A 21,361-nucleotide genomic window follows, 5' to 3' on the forward strand; every position below is an offset into this window, starting at 1 on the left:
TTAAAACATTCCCGGATGTTGACGCAAAGCCTCGCCGGATTATTCCGGCAAAGCAGAAAAAGGGGTGTCGCGGGCGTAAAAACGGATCCAGTCGGTGACGGATTGCTGAAAGCGTTCCAGCCCGCGCAGGGTGACAAATTCATTCACGCCGTGCGCATTGCCGCCGTGGCCGAGGCCGCCAATCAGAAAGGCCGGTGCGATGCGGGCAAAGGTATACGCCGGTGCGCAGCCGGGTGCCCACGGCCAGACCTGCGGTTGCGCGCCCTGAGCCTGATAGCTGGCGAGCAGGGCATCGACGCCGGGGCTGTTGCGCGGGAAACGGTGGCCGGGGTAACTGTCGTCCAGCTCAAGTTCCACGCCGTCGAATTCCGCCCGGCTGAGCGTCTGGCGGATTGCCGCCAGCAGGTTTTCACCGTCAATGCCCGGCGGTACGCGCAGCGCGAGTTCCGCGCTGGCGCTGTGCGGGATCACGCCCCGTGCCTGTTGCGGATCACTGCAGATTACTGAAATGTTGAGCACCGCGCCGTTGATCAGTTGTTGCAGGCAGGCCAGCGTATCGCCGCTGACCGATAATTTTTCACTGCGGCGAAAGTGCAGTTCATCGCTGATGCTGAACTGTTGCGCCAGGGTATGCAGCAGCCGGTTTGCCGGTTCATCCACCGTCTGACGGGCGATGACGCCGCTGTTTTCGGCGGGTGCAATGGCATGAAGGGCATGAACCAGCCGCCAGACGGGATTGGCAATCCAGTTGGCGTTACTGGCATGGATAGCCGCGTGAGGGCCACCCCATGCGCCGCCGCTGACCCGTAAACGGCCGCCGCTCAGTCCGCTGAAACCGAGATACACGCGAGGTGCGCCGCCGCCGTATTCACACAGCGAAGGGAAAAATACCGCCCCGGCGGACGGCACCGGACAGGGTTCCTGCGCCAGGTAACGCCGTAACCGGCCACTGCCCGTTTCTTCCTCGCCTTCGAGAATGATCTCGAGATTAACGTCCGGCCCGCCTGCGTCACACAGCGATTTTATCGCCATCAGCATGCCTGCCAGTGGCCCTTTATTGTTCTCTGCGCCGCGTGCGATATACACCGCACCGGTGCCCGGCCATTCGGTAATACCGCCGGTGAAGGGCGGGAATTCCCAGCCTTCGTCCGTGGCAGGCATCACGTCGTACATGTTGTACAGCACCAGCGTTTTTGCCGCCTGATGCTCAATGCGCATGTGCACCAGCGGCGGCGTGTTGTCGTCGTTCTGCTGGCTGACCGGCAATACCGGCACACCGTGCAGATTCTGGCGGATCCAGTCTTCCAGCCACTGTGCCAGTTCGCGCTGCGGGCTGAGCTGGCCGGAAACACTGGCGAACGGCGTCATCGCCTTGAGTAAATCGAGCGTCGGTTGCAGCGCAGGGGGAACGGGATGTGTCACAGGCGGATCCTCGGATTGAGTACCACATAGAGCAAATCGATAATCAGGTTGATGCCGACAAACACCAATGCAGCAAGCAGCACAATGGCCTGTACCAGCGGGAAATCACGGTTCTGGATCGCCTGAACGGCGAGGCGACCAATACCCGGCCAGGCAAAAATGATTTCGGTCACCAGCGCACCGCCAAGCAGCGAGGCGAAATACATTCCCTGCACTGTAATGACCGGGATCAGCGCATTGCGTAAACCGTGGCGAACCACAATCCGCCAGCGGCTCAGCCCTTTGGCGCGGGCGGTACGGATGTAATCTTGTTGCAGAACGTCAATCAGGCTGGCGCGGATCAGCCGCGCAATGGCGCTCATATAATACGCGCCGAGGCTGATGGCAGGCATCACCAGCTGACTGGCGCTGCCATAACCGCCGGACGGCAACCAGCGCAGGTTCAGGCTGAAGGCGATGATCAGCAGCAGGCCAAGCCAGAACACCGGCACCGCCTGACCGCTGAAGGCCAGCAGGCGTGAGACCAGATCCCATAGCGTGTTCTGATATAACGCGCTGACGATACCGAGCAGCAAACCGGCGACGGTACTCCAGAGTAACGCGGTAATGGCCAGCAGCAGGGTGGCGGGAACGCGCTGGCCGATGAGTTCGGTGACCGGCTGGCTGTAGCGCAGTGATTCGCCCAGATCGCCCTGTAAAACACCGGTCAGATAATGCCAGTACTGCCACGTCAGTGAACGGTCAAAGCCCATGCTGTGGCGGAAATTGTCGATTTCCTGCTGGCTGGAGCCCGGCGGCATCATGACCGCAGCCGGATCGCCGGTCAGGTGCAGGCTGTAAAAAATCAGCAGTGACACACCAAACATCACCAGCACTGACTGCCCGAGGCGTTGCAAGATATAACGCAGCATATCAGTCGAGCCTCGTGTGGGTTTTACGCAGCAGGCTGTCGCCGAGCAGGTTGCAGCCAATCACCAGTGCGGCAATCACCAGCCCCGGCCAGAGCACCAGCCACTGTGCGAGCAGCATATAAGAACGGCCTTCGCCGATCAGATTACCGAGCGTCGGCGTCGGCGGCTGAATGCCCATGCCGAGAAAACCAATCGACGCTTCCAGCACGATCAGGCGCGGAATATCCAGCGTCAGCAGCACGATCAGCGGGGTCATCAGATTGGGCAGCACGTGGCGCAGCAAAATGCGCGGGGTGGAAAATCCCATGGCTTTGACCGATTCAATAAATTCCAGCTCGCGGATTTCCAGCGTTTTGGCACGGGCGACACGGGCATAAATCGCCCAACTGGTCACGCCCATGATCACAATGATATTGGTGAGTGACGCGCCGAACAGCGCCATCACCAGTAAGATCAGCAGGATGAACGGCACCGCCAGCTGGATGTCCATCAGGCGCATGATCAGCGCGTCGAGCCAGCCGCCGGTATAACCGGCAATCATGCCCAGCGCCGAGCCCGTCACCGCCGCAATTAACGCTGCCAGCAACACCACCATCAGCGAAAGCCGCGTACCGGATAAAATACGCGACAGCAAATCGCGCCCCAGTTGATCGGTGCCCAGCAGATGATGGCCGCCCGGCGAGGAAAAGGCCGCAGCCAGATCATTGGTCAGCGGATCCGGCAGGGGCAGCCACGGCGCCAGCAGCGCCGGAACAATCACCAGTAGCAGCAACAGTCCGCCGAGGAGCCCGTCGCCGTAAAACCGGCGGCGGGATTTCCTTTGCAGGGTTGTACGCAGTGAAATCATTTCATCCTCAGGTCAAACAGCGGGATCCGCGAATCGGCGCGGCCGGTGAAGGTCACGTTGTCGGCACTGGCATACAGGGAATCTTCTTTGTACAGCGGAATAAGCGGTTGCTGACTGGCGACAACCTGCTGTATCTGCTGCAAAATCTTCTCACGTTTGGCCGGGTCGACCGTGGTACGGCTGCTGTTCAGCAGGGCATCCAGTTCAGGCGAGTTCACCGTGGAATACGGCTCGCCGGAGTGCAGGATCGGATAAAGCGCGGCATCGGCGTCCAGCGTCTGTGTTGATCCCCACGCCAGCATGTACATCGGTGCCTGTTTCTGCGCCGCGACCTGCTGGGTATAGACCGACCATTCCGGCACTTCGAGTTGCGCTTTCACGCCGATGGCTGCCAGATCCTGCACAATCGCCTGGGCGACGTCTGCACTGGCAATATAACGGCGGGGTGCCTGGAAGCGCAGGGTGAAGCCTTGCGGATAGCCCGCTTCTGCCAGTAACGCTTTGGCTTTGGCGATGTCCTGCGCCGGTGCAGGGATCGCCTCATAGCCAAAATCTTTCGGTCCGGCCATGGTGCCGGTCGGCGTGCCGAAACCGTGCAGTAAATCGCGGGTATAGGCCGTGCGGTTCAGCGCCAGTGATAACGCCTGACGGACGCGCACATCATTCAGCGGTTTCTGGTCGTTCTTCAGTCCGAGGTAAATGGTCAGTCCGCCATTTTTTACCTGTTCGAGATGCACGCCCGGTTTATTTTTCAGCGCCGGCACCAGATCGGCCGGTACGCCATCAACCAGTTGTACTTCGCCGGTCAGCAGGGCGGTGATGCGCCCGGTGGCCTCCGGGATCGGACGCCAGGTGACGGTATCGATGGCGGGCTTGCCGCGCCAGTAATCCGGATTGGCCTGCATCACCACTTTTTCATCGGGAATAAATGCGGTGAGGGTGTACGCGCCGGAACCCACCGGTTTGCGGGCAAATTCCGCAGCACCGACTTTGGTGACATACGCCGGTGGCACAATATAGGTCGGGTAGCGACTCATGCGGGTTGGCAGCAGCGGGTCGGGGCCGGTGGTGTGGATTTTCACCTGATAATCGCCGGTAACTTCCACGGATTTGATGGTGCGGATATACGAAATGGTCGGCGCGTGATTCGCAGGATCCAGAATACGGTCGATAGAGAATTTTACCGCCTGCGCATTGACCGGCTCGCCGTCGCTGAACTTCACACCCTGACGCAGGGTGAACTCCCAGGTGGTATCATCGGGTGATTTCCAGCTTGTCGCCAGCCCCGGTTGCAACTGCATATTGGCGTCGCGCAGCACCAGCGTATCAAAGAGGTTATCCACCAGTGTGGCAGACTCTTTCAGGAAACCCGGGTCCATCGCCGTGGCGGAAGCTGGCTGGGCGATCACCAGTTCAGAGGCGAAAGCAGCCGGTGTCGTCAGGCTGATAAGCAGGGCCAGTGAAGCCGGTTTAAAGGCAGGTATTCTCATTACGGTCATTCCCAAAGTGAAGCCGCCAGAAGAGTTGACGGAATTAACGTGAAGGTTGTGCGTCACAAAAACGGTCAATCAGTATTCAATTCCTCAATACATGATATATCCTATATAATGTATTTTTGGCAAGCTACAGATTAAACCGCAAAAGAAAAGCCATTATTTTGCTAAAGGAAAACGTCAGATGTTTGAGATGGAAAAAGCGCAGCGTGTCAGCCTCACTATGCAGGTGGAGGCCAAACTGAAAGGGGCATTAATTGTCGGCGTACTCAAACCGGGCGCGCGGCTGGTGACCAAAGAAATTGCTGAAAAACTGGGCACCAGCGTGACGCCGGTGCGCGAAGCATTGCTGCGTCTGGTGTCGGCGGGCGCGCTTGATGCGACGCCTGCACAGGCTTTTCTGGTGCCTAAAATTGCGCTGGCGCGGTATCAGGAAATCACCCTTATCCGCAAAAATCTTGAAGGGCTGGCGGTATCGCAAGCCTGCGGGCAGATCACTGCGCAACACCTCGCTTTGCTGAAAACGCTGAATACCCGATTTATGGCGGCGAAAGTGGAAAATAACGTTGAGGACGCTTTAGAGGCTAACCGGGAGTTTCGTTTCACTCTGTATGAAATGGCCGCGATGCCCACGCTGACCGCGCTGATTGAGCAGTTGTGGGTGCAGATTGGTCCGTGTTTTAACTATCTTTATCCGCAGTCACCGCATATGGCGCAGGGCCAGCATAATTACGATCAACTGCTGGTGGCGCTGGAAGCGGGCGATGTTAAACGCTGCGTGAAGCTTATCCACAAATCGATTGATGACGGCGCAGCCATTCTCGGTAAGCATTATTTTCTACAGGAGTGACGGGCGGTTGCCGGGAGTCAGGTGGCATTGCCAGACTGCAACACGCAGTCTGGCAGGGTCGTTCATCAGAACATCAGCACCATCCACGGATAGGCAATCAGCATCATGCCGCCGAGGAAAATCGCGCCGAAGATGGTACCGAGGCGCCAGTAGTCTTTGGTTGGCAGATAGCCGCTGCCGTAATAAATCGGGCTCGGGCCGGTGCCGTACGGGGTGATGATCCCCATCACGCCCAGCGAGGTCACCATCATCAGGCAGTAAACCGGCATATTGATGCCCGGAATAGCCGCCGCAATGGTCAGCATCGCCGGTAACAGCGCGGTGGTATGCGCCGTGGTACTGGCGAACAGGTAGTGCAGCAGGAAGAACGCAATCAGCAGCATAACAGCGGCGACCTGCGGGTCGAATCCGTCGAGTAACTGACCGCCTTCTTTACCCAGCCAGGCAATAAAACCAACGCGGGCCAGACCATCCGCCAGCGCGACCAGCGTCGCAAACCACGCGAAGGTGTTCCAGGCCGGTTTATTACTGGTGATATCGTTCCAGTTCAGCACGCCGGTCCACAGCATCAGCACCACGACCAGCAACGCAGCCAGCGCGGGTTCAATCCACGCAGCGGCAAAAATCCACATCAGCAGCGCAGAACACACAAAGATCAGCAGCAGGATTTCGTTACGCGACAGCTTACCCAGTTTGTCGAGTTCGCTTTTCGCCCAGCGCGGCACCTCGTCATTAATCTTCACTTCCGGCGGATAGAACCAGTAGGCCAGCAAAGGCATGGTCAGGATCAGCAGCACCCCCAGCGGCAGGAACGCCAGGAACCACATACCCCAGGAAATCGTAAAGCCGGTGATACTTTTCACCAGCGCCAGTGCCAGCAGGTTCGGGGCCAGCGCCGACAGGAACATCGAACTGGTGATACACGCGGCGGTAATCGCCACCCACATCAGATAAGAACCGATTTTGCGCGCACTCGGATCATTGGGTTTGGAGCCGTATAACGGCGGCAGGTTGGCGATGATCGGGTAAATGGTTCCGCCGCTGCGTGCGGTATTGGACGGCGTGAAAGGTGCCAGCAACAGATCCGCAAAGGTAATGGCGTAACCTAATGTCAGGCTGCGACGGCCGAGATATTTCACCAGGATCAGGGCCAGACGGCGACCAAACTGCGTTTTGTCATATCCTGCGGCAAACATAAACGCGCCAAAAATAAGCCAGACCGTCGAGTTGCCGAAGCCGCTCACCGCCCATTTGAACGCCTCGGTGGGCATTTTAAATTTCGGGTTGGCGATTTCGGCCGGGCTGAATAACAGCCACTGACTGAAGAGGGCGATCACCACCACGCCGGTCAGGCCGATCACGGCGCCGGGCAAGGGCTCGAAAATCAGGCCGACAATCACGCCGACAAAGATGGCGAAGAAATGCCACGCATAGGGTTCAAGCCCGGCGGGGACCGGCGTCAGCAGTAAAAGCACCGCCACCAGCACCGGCAGGAACAACATAATCAGACGTTTTTTTAGTCCCCCGGAGGCCGGATCGGCCTTGCCGGGAACATTCAATGTCGATGTGGGTTTCATAAATTTTGTCTGCCCGTAATTGAGTGTGAGCGTTACGCCACGGTTATCAAAGATGGTGTTCTGATTCGGAAAACCATTAATTTCTTTCGAACTTAAATGCGTTAAGCGGTACGCAATGACAGCGGGTCCACTGTGACGAAATTAAGATGTTACTTTTATTCTTAGCCTGAATGACGCAATACATTCACTTATATCAATACGGTATCATTACAATAAGTGTGGTTATTTATTTATCGAAATAATCCGTTTAAGTGAATGTAGAGTAAATTTGCGTAAACGCCAGTTGTTGCAGTCAACTCTATGATTTTGAAGGTGAGATTTTTTATGTTATTCTAATGTTGATTTTTGTCAACTCATCATTAACAATTGAAGGTGGCATGGGTTTCTGTGTCGGATAAATAAACAACTCCTGTTTTCAGCACGTTTATAACGCCAATTTCATCGCCTGATGCAAATAAATTAGCTAACAGATTTCTATATTCGCCTGCTTCGGATTGCTTAATTAAACGTAGTTTTTTTACGGTAAGTAATGCGGTCATGGAAAAATTCAAGACTTACAGATTTCGGAGTTGATCATAATGAATAAGCTGACACCGGTACTGAATCCGCTCACGCTGCCAAACGGTGCGGTACTGAAAAACCGTCTGCTGATGGCCCCGATGACTACCTGCACCGGCTTTTATGACGGTACCGTCACCAGTGAACTGGTGGAATATTACCGTGACCGTGCTGGCAGCATCGGCACAATCATCGTCGAATGTTGCTTCATTGACCGCATGGGCCCGGCGTTTCCGGGTGCTATCGCTATCGACAGCGATAACAAAATTGCCGGTCTGAAGAAAATTGCCGATGCCATTAAATCCAAAGGCTCGAAAGCGATTTTACAGATTTACCACGGTGGCAGAATGGTGGAACCGGAGCTGATCGGCGGCCGTACGCCTGTCGCCCCAAGCGCCATCGCTGCACCCCGTGAAGGCGCGACCCGGCCAAAAGAACTGACCGGCGAAGAAGTGGAAACCATGATCACCAAATTTGGTGATGCCGTTAACCGCGCCATTAAAGCCGGTTTCGATGGTGTGGAAATCCACGGCGCAAACACCTATCTGATCCAGCAATTTTACTCGCCGAATTCCAACCAGCGCACCGACAAATGGGGCGGAGACCGCGACAAACGCGCCCGTTTCCCGCTGGAAGTGCTCGACATCACCCACAAAATGGCAGAGCGCTTTGCCGACGCCTCCTTCATTATCGGCTACCGTTTTTCGCCGGAAGAGCTGGAAGTGCCGGGCATCCGTTTTGACGACACGATGTATCTGCTGGAAAAACTCGCTGCGCGCGGGCTGGACTATGTGCATTTCTCGGTCGGACAACTGTTGCGTCCCTCTATCGTCGATACGCAGGACCCGACGCCGCTGATCACTAAATTCCGTGCCATGCGCTCTGAAACACTGGCTAAAGTGCCGGTGATTGGCGTCGGCGGCGTGATCAATAAAGCTGATGCCGAAAAAGGGCTGGAATACGGTTTTGATCTGATCGCGGTGGGTAAAGCCTGTATTGCTTATCCGGACTGGGCTGACCGCATCGTCAATAACGATCATCTTGAGCTGTTTATCGACAGCCATAAACGCGAAGAACTGAACATCCCTGAACCGCTGTGGCGCTTCTCTCTGGTTGACGCCATGATCCGCGACACCAGCGTCACCGGCCGTAAATACAAAGCCGGGGTGTATCAGGAGAAAGTCGAAGCCGAAGCGCTGAAACTGAAAATCAGCGTCACGCTCGACACTGACCGTATTACCGATATCGCGCTGGTGAAAGACGACTCGCTGGACGTCGATTTCACGACCACCTTCGAAAGCCTGCGTACGCGCATGCTGGTCGCCAACAGCCCGCACGTCGATGCCATTACCGGTGCGACCACCCAGAGTGAGGCGCTGAAAAAAGCCGTTTCCCGCGCGCTGGCAACTTCCAGCAAAGAACACGTCATCGAAGAAGGCGGCAACCCGCAGGCACCGCAAAACTACGACGTTGTGGTGATCGGCAGCGGCGGCGCAGGACTGGCTGCAGCGATTCAGGCGCACGACGAAGGCGCGCATGTGGTGATTATCGAGAAGATGCCCACTATCGGCGGCAATACCATCAAAGCCTCCGTCGGGATGAACGCCGCAGAAACCCGTTTCCAGAAACTGAAAGGCATTGAAGACAGCAAAGACCTGTTCTATGAAGAAACGCTGAAAGGCGGCAAGTTCAAAAACAACCCGGTGCTGCTGAGAGAGTTTGTGGAACTGGCACCGGAAGCCGTCGAATGGCTGGCGGCGAAAGAGATTGAACTGAATGACATCACCATCACCGGCGGGATGAGTATCGACCGTACACACCGTCCGGCGGATCGTTCCGCCGTTGGTGGTTTCCTGATCAGCGGCCTGGTGAAAAATATCAACAAGCGCGATATCGAAGTGCTGCTTGAAACCTCCGTCGCCGAAATCCTGTCCGAAAACGGCGTGGTGACCGGCGTGAAAGTGGTGGATGAATATAATGACAGCCGCATTCTGAATGCGAAAAGCGTGATTGTCGCCACCGGCGGTTTCAGTGCTAACCGCGAGATGGTGGTGAAATATCGCCCGGAACTGGATGGTTTTGTGACCACCAACCATGCGGGTGCGACCGGCAGCGGGATTGCCTTGCTACAGAAACTGGGCGCGGACACGGTGGATATGGGTGAAATCCAGATCCACCCGACGGTGGAACAGACCACGTCTTATCTGATTTCCGAAGCCATTCGCGGCGGCGGCGCGATCCTGATCAGCCAGGCCGGAAAGCGTTTCTATAACGAGATGGAAACCCGCGATAAAGTCTCGGCTGAAATCATCGCCTTACCGGAGAAAAGTGCGTGGGTGATCTTCGATGAACAGGTGCGGTCGAATAACAGAGCGGCTGACGAGTATATCGCCAAAGGCTTTGTGATAAGCGCGCCAACGCCGGAGAAACTGGCAGTAAAACTCAATATGGATCCTCACACGTTGTCGGAAACCCTGCTGCGCTACAATCTGTTTGTGGTGGAGAAAAAGGACGAAGACTTTGGCCGTACCACTGCGCTGCGCCATCCGCTCAATCAGGGGCCGTTCTTTGCTATCCGCATCGCGCCGGGCGTGCATCACACCATGGGCGGTGTGACCATCAGCCCGGATACCGCCGTGCTTGATGCGCAAAAACAGGTGATCACCGGTGCCTGGGCCGCAGGCGAAGTGGTCGGCGGCATCCATGGCGCAAACCGCATCGGCGGTAACGCTGTCGCCGATATCATTATCTTCGGCATTCTCGCCGGTAAGAATGCGGCGGCGCTGGCGAAGCGGTAAGCGACAGAAGGTTAATGCTTTAAAATGAAAAACCCACGTGTGAGCGTGGGTTTTTTTATGGGGAACGGATGCCTCAGCCGAAAGCCTCCCGCACCGCCTGAATAAAACTGCGGATCTTCACGGTCTGTCGCAGACCGGCGGGTGTGAGGATATGCATGGGTCTTGAAGGTCCGTCGTAATCAGGCAATACCTGCACCAGTCGTCCGGCGTTGATCTCCTCGCGCAGCACATCTTCCGGCCCCAGCGTCACGCCATATCCGCTGACGGCAGCATGCAGCAGTGCGCGCCAGTCATTCGAGCGCAGACGGCCCTGCGGATGGATTTCCTGCATTTTCCCGTCCTGGTAAAATTGCCAGCGGCAGGGGGCCTGTGGCGACCAGATTCCGTAAACCAGACAGGAATGCGTCGCCAGTTCCGCCGGGGTTTCCGGTGCGCCATTTTGTGCAAGATAGCCCGGCGAGGCACAGGCAATCAGCCGGTATGGCCGCAGCGGATAAGCAATCATCTGGCTGTCACTCAGTTCGCCAATGCGCAGGATCACCTCATAGCCTTCCTCGACCGGATCGACCATGCGGTCGCTGAGCGTCAGTTCAATCTGTGTCTCCGGATACTGCGCCAGATACTGTGTAATGAATGGCGCCAGTGACGATGTGCCGAAGGTGACGGGCGCATTCACCCGTAACGTGCCGGAAGGTGTGACTTTCATTTCGAGGGCGATAGCATCCGCCGCTTCGGCTTCTGAAAGTACGATTTTACAGCGCTCATAATAACTGCGCCCGATGTCTGTCAGGTGCTGACGCCGCGTCGTGCGGTTGATCAGTGCCGTCCCCAGCCGCGATTCCAGCCGGGCGATATGTTTGGCCACCATCTGCGGGGAAATACGCAACGCTTCTGCTGCTGCCGCGAAAGAACCCAGATCAGCGGTTCTGACGAACACGTTCATGCTGGTTAAGCGATCCATGATTCCCTCTTGTTTGTTGTTTGTTTATGTCTGCGGTGGCGATTTATCAATGTTAAGTGTGGAATTATTCTTACCCTATCGACAACAAAATGAAAGGTAAGAATCATGAAAATAGGCATTTTGGGTGCAGGGTTCGTAGGCAGGGCGGTGGCAAAACTGGCGATCAAAGCCGGACATCAGGTGATGCTGAGTAATTCTCGCGGTCCTCAGACGTTGTTCAGCCTGAAGCCGATGATCGGTTGCGAAATCGGTACCGCGACGCAAGCGGCTGCTTTTGGCGATATCGTGGTGATTGCCGTGCCACTGACGGCTGTCGGACAACTGCCCGTGGCGGAGATTGCCGGAAAACCGGTCATCGATGCCGTAAATTATTACCCTGAACGTGACGGTCAGGTGGCAGAACTGGACGATCAGACAACGACTACCAGCGAATATCTCGCGGGCTTCCTGCCGCATTCAGAAATCACCAAAGCATTCAATGCGATTCAGATGACCGATCTCGAAAACGACGGTTTACCCGCTGGCGACCCGCAACGTCGCGCTCTGCCCGTAGCCGGTGATGATGCGGAAACGAAAAAGGCGGTGATCGCGCTGTATGACGCCTTTGGTTTTGACGCCGTCGATGCAGGCGCTCTTTCCGAAGGCTGGCGCTTCCAGCGCGGCATGCCGTCTTATTGTGTGCGGATGACCGAAAGTGAATTACGGGAAGTGCTGGAAGGCGCAGTAAGGCCGGAACCTGCGAGAAGATAAATGGGTGGTTTTATCCCTCTGAAATTTTAAATGTGCTTAGGCTGAGATAACGTTTAAAACCCCCACCCAACTTCCCCCTTCACCGGGGGAAGCGTTGATCAAGCCATCAGCGAGTTTGGCTTTTCTTCTGCTTTTAAACCCCCTCCGGCACCCACGCGCCCTGCAATTTCACCTGCGGGAAGCCTGCGGTCAGAATGCGCAATTCGGCATCGCGCGGAGTGTTGTCGCCCTGGCCCTGAATGCTGACGATGTCCTGCGGGCAGGCGGAGAAGGCGACGTAGCAGTCCATTTCGGCGCGCAGGATAATGTAGTCGCCAGGACGCGTCACCACCGGCAAGGTTTTCAGGGTACGGCCATCCGGCTGAACCTGAATGTTCATGAAGATGTTGAACGAGGCCAGATTGCCGTGCGGCAGTGTTACGCCCAGTTCCGCCATGCCTTCAAACAGGTTGTGGTGGCAGTTGCGGTGCGGTTCGGTGCAGCCGAGTAACTCGTAACGACGCGCATCGCACGCGGCCATAAAGGTGTCGTGCACGCCGGGTGAGGTGTCGGCGACCAGCGTCAGAATCGGGTGGCGCTGGCTGGTGATAAAGCTGTCACCGACCTGCGGATTCAGCCGCTGGTTCCAGACACGGGTGGCTTCCATACACATATATTCACTGACGTCTTCGGCGTTATACGCCCAGCAATCCACCACCTGGGTGCCGTACAAATTCACCACCTGCACGGCTTCGCCTTTCGCCAGACGCACGGCTTTACCGTGGCGGGCGGCAATCAACTGGATGTCACGATGCTCAAATTCAGCCGACATTTTTTTCTCCTGATTAATGTTGCATGCTGCGACGGTAGCGCGTCATGCGAAATTCAATATGGCGCGCCAGCCAGTCAATCAGACTGTTCAGCACCCAGTAACACAGCGCGACCGTGAGATAAATCTCCAGCGGCGCGTAAGTCTCAGAAATCGCCTGTTTGGCGGCGTACATAAACTCCTGCACCGATACAATCGACAGCAGGGCGGAGTCTTTAATCAGGCCGATCATCAGCCCGACCAGTGGCGATAACATCTGCGGCAGCGTTTGTGGCAACACCACGTCGCGAAGTTGTTCCGTGCGGCTCAGCCCTAAAACACGACAGGCTTCCCACTGGCCGCGCGGTAACATCTCAATCGCCGAGCGTACGACCTGCGCGATATACGGCGCGTAATATAACGTCAGTGCCAGCACGCCGACCTGCGGCGAGGTTAAGGTGATGTCGTATTCCGGCAGGACGAAATAGAGCAGATAAATAACGATCAGCAGTGGAAGCGCCAGCGTCAGGCTGGTGTAAAGATGCAGCAACCGTTGCCAGAATGGCGGGGCACGCATCAGCGCGACGGCCATCAGCGTGCCCCATAACAGCGAGCAGATCGCCGCAATGGCACAAAGTTTTAACGTGGCAATCATGCCTGCGCCGAGCGACGGTAATGCGGTAAGAATTGCCTGCCAGTCCATTACGCCATCCTCCGCTTGGCTTCCAGATGCCGTACCGCGCTGATCAGCGGCAGGGCGATCAGCAGATACCCGGCTGACACCAGCAACAGCACCTGAGTGGCGTCGTAAGTGCGGGCGATAACGATTTGTCCGGCATAGGTCAGTTCGGTCAGCGCCACCACGGACGCCAGCGGCGTAGTTTTCAGCAAAATCGTAAACTCGTTCACCAGCATCGGCAGGCTGGCGCGGATCACCTGCGGGTTGATCACATACCACCACGTCAGCCAGCGGTTCAGCCCCAGCGTGCGCGCCGCTTCACGTTGTCCGCGGGTCACCAGACTCTGATTAACCCGCAAGATTTCCGCGACGTACGCCCCGCTGTTCAGGCCAATCGCCAGCACCGCCGCCAGCATTGGCTGACCGCCGAGGCCGAGACGCGGCAGGGTGAAGAACACCACAAAGAGCTGCACGATAGCCGGTGTGCCACGCATCAGGCTGACATACAACCGCCCGGTGACGCGCCACAGCCAGGCATTGCGTAGCTGGATAAAGCAGATGATTTGCCCGCACACCAGGCTCAGCAGCGCTGCCAGTAAGGTAAGTGTCAGCGTCATCAGCAGGCCATGGCCTAATTCGGGAAGTGCTGCAATCACCTGGTCATCCAGCCCCAACATGCGTTATTCCTCGTCAAATGCTGACAGATTTTCCGCGACCGAAAGCTTCAGCGGCGCGGGTTTATCGTTGCCTTCAATACCGGTGCAGCAGGCAGAAACCACAAAGACGGTATCGGCCACCACGCGACAGGTAATGCTGTCGCCCGGCTGCGTGCGGTTGGTTTCCGGCAAAATATCACCTTCTCGCGTCAGCCGGACGTGCATGAACAGATTGATGGGATCCGGCAGTTTCGGCACATTCATGCCCAGCCGTGCCAGTTCACTTTTTACCGACTCAATGCAGCCATCCCCCTGATAACCACGCTCAGCCAGCCATGCGGTGGTCGAACCCGGCAGCAGCAGGTCGTGGCGTTTTACGCTGTCCTTGCCCAGCACCATTACCGGACGACGGCGGTTATTCACCAGACGCATCCCAGAACCCAGCAGATAGCTGTTGCTGAATACGCGGGTGTGATGAACCGACAGCCAGACAGCAGGGTCGCTCAGGCTGAAGCCAAACAGTGCGGCCACCGCACCTTCGCCCGCTGCCGTGATGCGCAACAGTTGCCCGCGCAGCACGCGAATGGAGCCCGTCTCACCGGCTTTGATATCCACCGGCCCGGCCAGCGGACGGACTTCACTTTCGGCCCAGGCCTCACGCATTAACAGCATGCTGAATCTCCCCGTGGTAATGATTGCTGACCTGAATATCAACCGGCGTGACCTGCAAACCGTTGCCGGGAATGATGTCCTGCGGGCAGGACGACACTGCGCAAATCAGGTCACACAGCGCTTCAAAGACAATACAGTCACCGGCTTTACTGTTCGGGTCAGTGACTTCCATGCGGCCATCGGCGGTGACCGGCCCGTTCTGGAACAGGTTGAACGGTTCCGGCAGGCTGAAATAGGTCACGCCCTGTGCCTTCATGCCCTCAAGCAGGTTATCGACGCAGTTGCGATGGCCTTCAACACCGAAATCGATACTGAAACGCGTGCGGTCGCAGGCCGGAACATTGGCGTCATGAATACCAATGGTGTCGGCGATGATGCGCAACATCGGGCGGTTTTCACTCGACCACAGCGCATCTCCGGGTTTGAAGAACAGCGAGCGCAGATGCTGACGCGTATGCACCGGCGACAGTTTTTCATTCAGATCAGCGGCATTCACGGCCACAAAATCGGCGGCCTGCTGACCTTCGGCATCAATGACGGTAATAAATTGCCCTTTGTTCACGGTAAAGGTTTTGCCGTGACCGGCGGGCACCGTCAGCAGGGATTGGCACATAACTTACTCCTGAGGAATGAAATCGCTGGCGGGCACGGTAAAGGTGGTGCCGAGATACTGTTTTTGCAGCGTGGTGAGTTCGCCGTCTTTCTGCATCGCCAAAATATGATCGCTGATGGCTTTGTTCAGGCGGGTGTCGTCTTTACGTGTTGCCCACGCCATCCACTGTGACGGGCCAGCTTCGCCAACCTGAGCCACTTTGTTCGGGTATTTTTTAACGATCGGTGCGAGCACCGAAATGTCGTCAAACACGAAATCGGCGCGTTTAGTCATCAGCGTGCTGACGGTCTGATCCAGCGTATCCACGCTGATGATGGTGATCGGCTTCTTGCCTTCTTTGGTCAGCGTTTCGTTAAAGCCCTTGAGCAACTGTTCCGGCACGCTGGCGCTTTTCACGGCTCCGCTCAGACCAGACAACTGTTCCGGCGACAACGTTTTGCCGCTGAATTTTTTCACATCGGCCTCGCGCACCAGCACACCATTGACGGTTTTGCTGTAAGGCACCGTGAACAGCACTTTTTTGGCGCGTTCGGCGGTGACGTTAAGAGAAGAACCTTCGGCATTGAATGAGCCGGAGATCAGGCCGGGCAGAATGCCGCTGAACGCGGTTTTCTGAAACTCCAGTTTCACGCCGAGGTCTTTGGCGAAAGATTGCATGATCGCCACGCTGTAGCCGGTGATCTCGCCTTTATCGTTGGTGAATTCATAAGGCGGGAAGGTCGGGTCGATGCCGACGGTGATTTTACCGCTGCTTTTGATGTCTGACAGGGTGTCAGCTTGTGCGGTGCCAGCCCCGCCAGCAGTGATTAAAGCGGCGATCAGCAATGCTATTTTTTTCATTATGGTGATTCCCTGGTGTTGGTGAAATGTCACTGACCACAGAGCAGTTTCCATGCCACTTTTTTAATCAGTCGCAGCCTGAATATGACGGGAAACATTTTTTTCTTCCATAATCAATGAGAAACAAATGTTTCTTGTTTTAATATTTATATTTCTCAGGTTTCATCAGGAGGCGTGAAAAAGCGGCGGAAAGATCCGCCGCTGCACTGATTTGGGGATAAGTGTTCAGCCGTTGCGCCAGTGCGGCGCATTACTCCAGTTCTTCGAGGCTCTGGTGCAGGGTTTCGATGGTGGCGAGATGGTAGCTGCCGGTTTTACCCATGCGACGGGCGACCAGTGAACAGAGCAGGTTACAGACGCCGGAAAGCGCCACGGTGCTGTCGAAAATCAGATTAACGTCGGTATGACAGCGCAAGACCCAGTTGGCATATTTCGCCGGTTTACCCGCCAGCACATCGGAGATATACAGCATCGGCACCTGCATGTCAGCCAGGGCACTCATGGCGGTTTCCAGTGCAGGCATACGACGGCGCAGCCCGACGCAGATCACCACATCCTGCGGGCCAAGCGCTGCCAGATGTTCTGCCAGCGAATCACCGGCGCGCGGCAGCAGGCGTACGTCGGGGTGAACGTGGATCAGGTCGCGGTAAATCAGCATGGCGATGGTCTGACTGTGACGCCAGCCCATCACCACCACACGCTTCGCGTTGGCAATGGCCTCCACGCAGGCTTCAAGCTGGTCATCTTCCAGTAAACGGAACGTGTTCACCAGGCTGGAGACCTCTTTTTCCAGATGATTTTGTATCAGCGTGCCCAGGGGCGAAGCGCTGGGTGCGGCCTGAAGATACAGAGGCGAGCCACTGTTTTGCATTTCACGCGCCTGACGGCGGGCAGCATCGTAACTTTCATAACCGATATGGCGAAAGAATCGCGTGGCAGTCGCTTTGGATACGCCCGCGCTCTGCGCCAGTTCAGTCGCGGTATTCATCGCCAGCTGGCCCGGCGCGGCTAACAGGACATCGGCTAAACGTTGTTCGTGCAACGAAAGCTGATCCCATTGCTGCCGGATACGGCTTTCCAGCGATGCCGTTTTTGCGCTCATGAATGATCCCCGGAAAGAAAAAACTCATCCTGCACAGAACGTGCCGGATTGTCATGCACAATCTTTATCGCGGTATTGACAGTGCACCGGGGATGATGGTTGTATTATACAACTATCAGTCAAAATCCCGGGTAAACGCATGCCAGATCACGCCTTAATCGAAGAAATCCGTTCCTCCTCGCGCCTTATGGTACGCGAGCTGGGTTTTATGAACGCCACGCTGGCGGCCACAGAATATTCACCTTCTGCCGTACACAGCCTGGTGGAAATTGAAAATCAGGGCGCCATGACCGCCGCGCAACTGGTGCAGATCCTCGGGCTGGAAAAATCCAGCGTCAGCCGCATGCTTGCCCGTTTGCTGGCAGCGGGTGAACTGCAGGAAGTGCCGTCGGAAAATGATGCCAGAGTGAAACAACTGATACTGACGGAAAAGGGCAAGCAGACGGTCGGGCGGATCAATGAGTACGGTGCGATGCGCGTGATCAAGGCGCTGGAAAATCTGGATTCTGCGCAGCAACAGGCCGTCGCAAAAGGCCTGGCGGCGTATGCCCGCGCCCTTGAACGTTGTCGCGACGGGGACCCGGTCGCGCCCCAACACAACATTGAAATCGTCACGGGATATCAGCCGGGCATGATTGGCCGGATTGCGGAAATGCATGGCACGTATTACGCCAGTAATTACAACTTCGGGCATTTCTTCGAGGGAAAGGTTGCCAGCGGACTGGCCGAGTTCTGCGGGCGTTTGCATGAACCCTGCAACCAGGTCTGGCTGGCGGTCAGCAACGGGCGGGTGGTCGGTTCAGTGGCTATCGATGGTCAGGATCTGGGAAATAACGAAGCCCACCTGCGCTGGTTTATTCTTGATGACCGCTGCCGGGGAACGGGCATGGGCAGAAAACTGCTCAGTGAAGCGATAGCGTTTTGCGACGGGCGCGGATTCGACGCTGTTCAGCTCTGGACCTTCAGCGGCCTTCATGCTGCGCGACGTCTGTATGAATCCTTTGGTTTCGAACTGCTGAAAGAATGGCAGGGCGACCAGTGGGGCATGACGATGACCGAACAACAGTTCACCCGCCGGTCACCGCTTCATTCCGCTGTGACCTTTTCAGCTTCAGTTAAAGGCGATTTTATTGATTTATGAATATTTGCTGCAGGAACCGGTTTTCCGAGGAAATAGCCCTGACCAATATCACAGCCGAGTTCCTGTAAAATAATCAGCTGACTTTTATATTCAATGCCTTCAGCAACCACTTTTACGTTGAGGGCGTTGGCAAGGGAGAGAATAGAGCAAACAATCTTATTCTGTTTCTCATTAGTCTGGAATGTATCAATAAAACTCTTATCAATTTTTAATGTATCAAAGGGAAAGTCACAGAGCTGAGAAAGGCTTGAGTATCCGGTGCCAAAATCATCGAGAACAATTTTAACGCCTGCGTCACGGAGTCTTTTAAGTGTATATCGGGCCAGATGTCTGTCGCTAAACAGCGCGCTTTCCGTGACTTCAATTTCCAGTTGTTCTGGCGGGAAACCCACATCATCAAGAATACCTATAATTCTTGATTTAAGATTTTTGTCACATAAAAGTAAAGGTGAAAGATTAAAGGACAACCGTTTGTCGGATGGCCATTTTAGCGCTTCAAGACATGCCTCCCGTAAGAGATATTCTGTCAGTTCTGTTATTGCTCCTGTGTCTTCAGCAAGCGCAATGAACTTCGACGGCGGGATGAACTTTCCCGCCGAGATTTCCCATCGGGCAAGGGCTTCAAAGCCTATGATTTTTTCTGATTTTAGATCCAACAAAGGCTGGTAATGACTCACAAAAACTTTGTTTTTCAAGGCTGATTTAAAATCACGTTCCAGTTGTGCCATGGATAATAAAGATTCTTCCATGCTCGCAGAGAATGCCCTGATCTGCTCTCTGCCAGCTTTTTTAGCAACATGCATTGCACAATCGGACTGTTGAATCACTTTCTTAAGATCGCACGAATCTTCCGGGGATCGTGAAATACCAATATTGGCTGAAATATTGAAGGTGAATCCATCCAGATTAACCGGTGAACACAGGCTACGCATAACGCGCCCGGACAGTGAGGTCAGGTCGGTTTTGTCAATATTGGGTCTCAGGACAAGAAAATCATCGGCGGCTAATTTATAAACACAGCCAGGGAAAATATTCAGCAGTCTTTCTGCTACGATCTTAAATATCTCATCATGATAGTCATGACCGAAAATATCATTAATATCCTTCAGTCTGTTTATTTCAATGGTGAACACACCAAAACTACTTTTGTTTTCGTGGTTATATTGTGCGATGGTGGAGTTGAGTATGATTGTATTCGGCAGCCCTGTTACCGGATCATGACATTCAACCCAATGAAAATTCTTTTCAGCTTCCATTCTCCTTGCTATTTCCTTTTCCATTGCTTTTATTTTTACAAAGGAAAAAATCAGCCCAAGAAAACCCGTTATATTCAGGGCGATGAAAACTTCATCTAAATTATAGACTTCATATGCCTTAAAAAAATAATAGAAAACTTCATTCATATTAAAATAAAGGGAAAATAAATAGGTTGCTATGAGTATCCCTATCCATACATAAAGCTCGACTTTTGCCTTATTGCGAAGCTTCTTTAACATATGCAACCTCAAAATAAGTTAACAGAGTCAGTAAAATCATTTATCTGCATGTGTTATCGGCATTCTGATGGGGCTATTTAGCCCGGATAAGGTTTTTTTTAAATAAAGGGGCTACTTATTATGATTTTTGCGGGGGTGATCACTCTGGGCAACGGCACAGCGGAAAGCTTTTATCGTCCGTAAATGACCTTATAAGCGTGAAGTCAGGGGGATTTATGATAATAAAATCAGGATGTCATCAGTAAGGTACGTCTGTGTTTAGGGTATGAAGGCCACCGGCCGGACAGGGCCGGTGGCCTGATATTGCTTGATTTCGGTGACGAAGTTTTCACGGCTGCGGCGAACTTTCTTCAGGTTCACCAGCCAGTCGCCTTCGTGGGCGCGGTAGCCCAGCGGCAGGATCACCACGCTGCGCAGGTTTTTGTCTTTCAGGCCCAGGATTTCATCCACGGCAGCAGGATCAAACCCTTCCATTGGCGTCGCATCCACTTCTTCAAACGCGGCGGCGATCAGCGCGGCGCCCAGACCGATATAGGCCTGACGTGCAGCAGCCTGATAATTCGCTTCGGTACCGCGTTCAGCGACAATGCTCAGCAGTTTCTGGCGGTAGTTTTCCCAGCCTTCGTTTTTAAAACCGCGAACCTCGTTGGTCAGGTCGAACATCATGTTCACGCGTTCTGGCGTGATGTCATCCCATGCCGCGAACACCAGCAGGTGAGAACAGTCGGTGACCTGCGCCTGATCCCAGGCAACGGTGCGGATTTTTGCGCGGATATCCGGATTAGTGACTACCAGCAGTTCGAAGGGTTGCAGACCGCTTGAGGTCGGTGCCAGACGCACGGCCTCAATAATATTTTCAATCTTTTCAGCCGGAACCGTTTTGGCCGCATCAAACTTCTTGGTTGCGTATCGCCATGCCAGTTTTTCGTTTAAGGTCGTCATCTTTTTTTCCTGAAGGATAAATTTGGAAGCGGGGGATTGCCTGTGACAATTATTCCCAAATAGCCGCCCGATAATCGCATGAACCGAATCCGGGAGTTTATACTTTTGAGCCTTGATAAAGACCGCCGTCAGTGAAAATTTGCAGGGTTAGCACACAGTTGTCAGCCGCTGGCGAAAAAATAAACTCAACGCTATCCCTGTAAACAGGCTACTATGAATCTAATTGCCCGCTGAGGGTGACTCATCTTTTCGGCCTCCCTGTCCCT

At 54.9% G+C, this 21,361-nt stretch carries 20 protein-coding genes; 4 read left to right on the forward strand and 16 right to left on the reverse strand.

Annotated features, from left to right (window positions below; translation table 11 throughout):
* Positions 1–39 precede the first annotated feature (39 nt).
* The 4 genes from ABIC79_RS00095 to ABIC79_RS00110 are packed head-to-tail and all read right to left on the reverse strand — an operon-like array spanning position 40 to position 4,670.
* Positions 40–1,422 (reverse strand): M20 family metallopeptidase, encoded by a 1,383-nt coding sequence (locus tag ABIC79_RS00095; protein WP_354566352.1) that lies wholly within the window; start codon positions 1,420–1,422, stop codon positions 40–42.
* Positions 1,419–2,333: an ABC transporter permease gene (locus tag ABIC79_RS00100; RefSeq protein WP_013575624.1), complete on the reverse strand. Its 915-nt coding sequence runs from the start codon at positions 2,331–2,333 to the stop codon at positions 1,419–1,421. The genes ABIC79_RS00095 and ABIC79_RS00100 overlap by 4 nt, the downstream gene beginning before the upstream one ends.
* 1 nt (position 2,334) lies before the next feature.
* The gene (locus ABIC79_RS00105) at positions 2,335–3,180 is read right to left on the reverse strand and encodes an ABC transporter permease (RefSeq protein ID WP_112152443.1); all 846 of its coding nucleotides are present in this window, start codon (positions 3,178–3,180) and stop codon (positions 2,335–2,337) included.
* Positions 3,177–4,670: an ABC transporter substrate-binding protein gene (locus ABIC79_RS00110; protein WP_015689958.1), complete on the reverse strand. Its 1,494-nt coding sequence runs from the start codon at positions 4,668–4,670 to the stop codon at positions 3,177–3,179. The genes ABIC79_RS00105 and ABIC79_RS00110 overlap by 4 nt, the downstream gene beginning before the upstream one ends.
* 187 nt (positions 4,671–4,857) lie before the next feature.
* Here ABIC79_RS00110 and ABIC79_RS00115 point away from each other — a divergent pair, with 187 nt between their 5' ends.
* The gene (locus ABIC79_RS00115; protein WP_112152444.1) at positions 4,858–5,523 is read left to right on the forward strand and encodes a GntR family transcriptional regulator; all 666 of its coding nucleotides are present in this window, start codon (positions 4,858–4,860) and stop codon (positions 5,521–5,523) included.
* Between the two features lie 65 nt (positions 5,524–5,588).
* Here the strand turns inward: ABIC79_RS00115 and ABIC79_RS00120 are convergent, their stop codons facing one another.
* Complete coding sequence (locus tag ABIC79_RS00120; RefSeq protein ID WP_013575620.1) at positions 5,589–7,100, reverse strand: anion permease; 1,512 nt, start codon at positions 7,098–7,100, stop codon at positions 5,589–5,591.
* A 359-nt stretch (positions 7,101–7,459) separates the two neighbouring features.
* Positions 7,460–7,639 carry a hypothetical protein gene (locus ABIC79_RS00125; protein WP_126124183.1) on the reverse strand — a complete coding sequence of 60 codons (180 nt, stop codon included), beginning with the start codon at positions 7,637–7,639 and terminating at the stop codon, positions 7,460–7,462.
* A 39-nt stretch (positions 7,640–7,678) separates the two neighbouring features.
* Between ABIC79_RS00125 and ABIC79_RS00130 the strand changes: the two genes are divergently transcribed.
* Complete coding sequence (locus tag ABIC79_RS00130; protein ID WP_217216381.1) at positions 7,679–10,456, forward strand: flavocytochrome c; 2,778 nt, start codon at positions 7,679–7,681, stop codon at positions 10,454–10,456.
* Positions 10,457–10,529: 73 nt separating this feature from the next.
* Here the strand turns inward: ABIC79_RS00130 and ABIC79_RS00135 are convergent, their stop codons facing one another.
* Positions 10,530–11,417 carry a LysR family transcriptional regulator gene (locus tag ABIC79_RS00135; RefSeq protein WP_200225241.1) on the reverse strand — a complete coding sequence of 296 codons (888 nt, stop codon included), beginning with the start codon at positions 11,415–11,417 and terminating at the stop codon, positions 10,530–10,532.
* Between the two features lie 105 nt (positions 11,418–11,522).
* On the opposite strand from ABIC79_RS00135, the gene ABIC79_RS00140 reads away from it, so the two are divergent.
* Positions 11,523–12,167 carry an NADPH-dependent F420 reductase gene (locus tag ABIC79_RS00140; RefSeq protein ID WP_354566357.1) on the forward strand — a complete coding sequence of 215 codons (645 nt, stop codon included), beginning with the start codon at positions 11,523–11,525 and terminating at the stop codon, positions 12,165–12,167.
* A gap of 133 nt (positions 12,168–12,300) precedes the next feature.
* Here the strand turns inward: ABIC79_RS00140 and ABIC79_RS00145 are convergent, their stop codons facing one another.
* The 7 genes from ABIC79_RS00145 to ABIC79_RS00175 all read right to left on the reverse strand — a co-directional run bounded on the left by ABIC79_RS00145 (position 12,301) and on the right by ABIC79_RS00175 (position 17,516).
* A complete protein-coding gene (locus ABIC79_RS00145) occupies positions 12,301–12,978 on the reverse strand; it encodes a DUF1989 domain-containing protein (RefSeq protein ID WP_354566359.1) in 678 nt (225 codons plus the stop codon).
* 13 nt (positions 12,979–12,991) lie between these two features.
* Positions 12,992–13,657 (reverse strand): amino acid ABC transporter permease, encoded by a 666-nt coding sequence (locus ABIC79_RS00150; protein ID WP_354566361.1) that lies wholly within the window; start codon positions 13,655–13,657, stop codon positions 12,992–12,994.
* A complete protein-coding gene (locus ABIC79_RS00155) occupies positions 13,657–14,310 on the reverse strand; it encodes an amino acid ABC transporter permease (RefSeq protein ID WP_013575612.1) in 654 nt (217 codons plus the stop codon). The genes ABIC79_RS00150 and ABIC79_RS00155 overlap by 1 nt, the downstream gene beginning before the upstream one ends.
* A gap of 3 nt (positions 14,311–14,313) precedes the next feature.
* The gene (locus ABIC79_RS00160; protein ID WP_112152448.1) at positions 14,314–14,961 is read right to left on the reverse strand and encodes an urea carboxylase-associated family protein; all 648 of its coding nucleotides are present in this window, start codon (positions 14,959–14,961) and stop codon (positions 14,314–14,316) included.
* Positions 14,945–15,574, reverse strand: a complete 630-nt coding sequence (locus tag ABIC79_RS00165) for a DUF1989 domain-containing protein (protein ID WP_119261670.1) — start codon at positions 15,572–15,574, stop codon at positions 14,945–14,947. Before ABIC79_RS00165 ends, ABIC79_RS00160 begins: the two co-directional genes overlap by 17 nt.
* A gap of 3 nt (positions 15,575–15,577) precedes the next feature.
* A complete protein-coding gene (locus ABIC79_RS00170; protein ID WP_354566364.1) occupies positions 15,578–16,414 on the reverse strand; it encodes a transporter substrate-binding domain-containing protein in 837 nt (278 codons plus the stop codon).
* A 250-nt stretch (positions 16,415–16,664) separates the two neighbouring features.
* A complete protein-coding gene (locus ABIC79_RS00175) occupies positions 16,665–17,516 on the reverse strand; it encodes a MurR/RpiR family transcriptional regulator (RefSeq protein ID WP_013575608.1) in 852 nt (283 codons plus the stop codon).
* Between the two features lie 139 nt (positions 17,517–17,655).
* Between ABIC79_RS00175 and ABIC79_RS00180 the strand changes: the two genes are divergently transcribed.
* Entirely contained in the window at positions 17,656–18,657 is a 1,002-nt protein-coding gene (locus tag ABIC79_RS00180) for a bifunctional helix-turn-helix transcriptional regulator/GNAT family N-acetyltransferase (RefSeq protein WP_013575607.1), read from the forward strand.
* On the opposite strand, the gene ABIC79_RS00185 is transcribed toward ABIC79_RS00180, so the two are convergent.
* Positions 18,603–20,153 (reverse strand): putative bifunctional diguanylate cyclase/phosphodiesterase, encoded by a 1,551-nt coding sequence (locus ABIC79_RS00185; protein ID WP_354566367.1) that lies wholly within the window; start codon positions 20,151–20,153, stop codon positions 18,603–18,605. The genes ABIC79_RS00180 and ABIC79_RS00185 overlap by 55 nt on opposite strands.
* 258 nt (positions 20,154–20,411) lie before the next feature.
* Positions 20,412–21,095, reverse strand: a complete 684-nt coding sequence (locus ABIC79_RS00190; RefSeq protein WP_354566369.1) for an NAD(P)H-dependent oxidoreductase — start codon at positions 21,093–21,095, stop codon at positions 20,412–20,414.
* Positions 21,096–21,361 lie beyond the last annotated feature (266 nt).

The organism is Rahnella sp. 2050, assembly GCF_040544515.1.
GTDB lineage: Bacteria > Pseudomonadota > Gammaproteobacteria > Enterobacterales > Enterobacteriaceae > Rahnella > Rahnella aceris.

Bases quoted from the DNA above. Each gene is read 5' to 3' on its own strand.
- ABIC79_RS00180 (WP_013575607.1), top strand. From the start codon at position 17,656: ATGCCAGATCACGCCTTAATCGAAGAAATCCGTTCCTCCTCGCGCCTT.
- ABIC79_RS00185 (WP_354566367.1), bottom strand. From the start codon at position 20,153: ATGTTAAAGAAGCTTCGCAATAAGGCAAAAGTCGAGCTTTATGTATGG.
- ABIC79_RS00145 (WP_354566359.1), bottom strand. From the start codon at position 12,978: ATGTCGGCTGAATTTGAGCATCGTGACATCCAGTTGATTGCCGCCCGC.
- ABIC79_RS00105 (WP_112152443.1), bottom strand. From the start codon at position 3,180: ATGATTTCACTGCGTACAACCCTGCAAAGGAAATCCCGCCGCCGGTTT.
- ABIC79_RS00155 (WP_013575612.1), bottom strand. From the start codon at position 14,310: ATGTTGGGGCTGGATGACCAGGTGATTGCAGCACTTCCCGAATTAGGC.
- ABIC79_RS00150 (WP_354566361.1), bottom strand. From the start codon at position 13,657: ATGGACTGGCAGGCAATTCTTACCGCATTACCGTCGCTCGGCGCAGGC.
- ABIC79_RS00100 (WP_013575624.1), bottom strand. From the start codon at position 2,333: ATGCTGCGTTATATCTTGCAACGCCTCGGGCAGTCAGTGCTGGTGATG.
- ABIC79_RS00115 (WP_112152444.1), top strand. From the start codon at position 4,858: ATGTTTGAGATGGAAAAAGCGCAGCGTGTCAGCCTCACTATGCAGGTG.
- ABIC79_RS00175 (WP_013575608.1), bottom strand. From the start codon at position 17,516: ATGAGCGCAAAAACGGCATCGCTGGAAAGCCGTATCCGGCAGCAATGG.
- ABIC79_RS00130 (WP_217216381.1), top strand. From the start codon at position 7,679: ATGAATAAGCTGACACCGGTACTGAATCCGCTCACGCTGCCAAACGGT.
- ABIC79_RS00140 (WP_354566357.1), top strand. From the start codon at position 11,523: ATGAAAATAGGCATTTTGGGTGCAGGGTTCGTAGGCAGGGCGGTGGCA.
- ABIC79_RS00170 (WP_354566364.1), bottom strand. From the start codon at position 16,414: ATGAAAAAAATAGCATTGCTGATCGCCGCTTTAATCACTGCTGGCGGG.
- ABIC79_RS00135 (WP_200225241.1), bottom strand. From the start codon at position 11,417: ATGGATCGCTTAACCAGCATGAACGTGTTCGTCAGAACCGCTGATCTG.
- ABIC79_RS00165 (WP_119261670.1), bottom strand. From the start codon at position 15,574: ATGTGCCAATCCCTGCTGACGGTGCCCGCCGGTCACGGCAAAACCTTT.
- ABIC79_RS00110 (WP_015689958.1), bottom strand. From the start codon at position 4,670: ATGAGAATACCTGCCTTTAAACCGGCTTCACTGGCCCTGCTTATCAGC.
- ABIC79_RS00120 (WP_013575620.1), bottom strand. From the start codon at position 7,100: ATGAAACCCACATCGACATTGAATGTTCCCGGCAAGGCCGATCCGGCC.
- ABIC79_RS00190 (WP_354566369.1), bottom strand. From the start codon at position 21,095: ATGACGACCTTAAACGAAAAACTGGCATGGCGATACGCAACCAAGAAG.
- ABIC79_RS00125 (WP_126124183.1), bottom strand. From the start codon at position 7,639: ATGACCGCATTACTTACCGTAAAAAAACTACGTTTAATTAAGCAATCC.
- ABIC79_RS00160 (WP_112152448.1), bottom strand. From the start codon at position 14,961: ATGCTGTTAATGCGTGAGGCCTGGGCCGAAAGTGAAGTCCGTCCGCTG.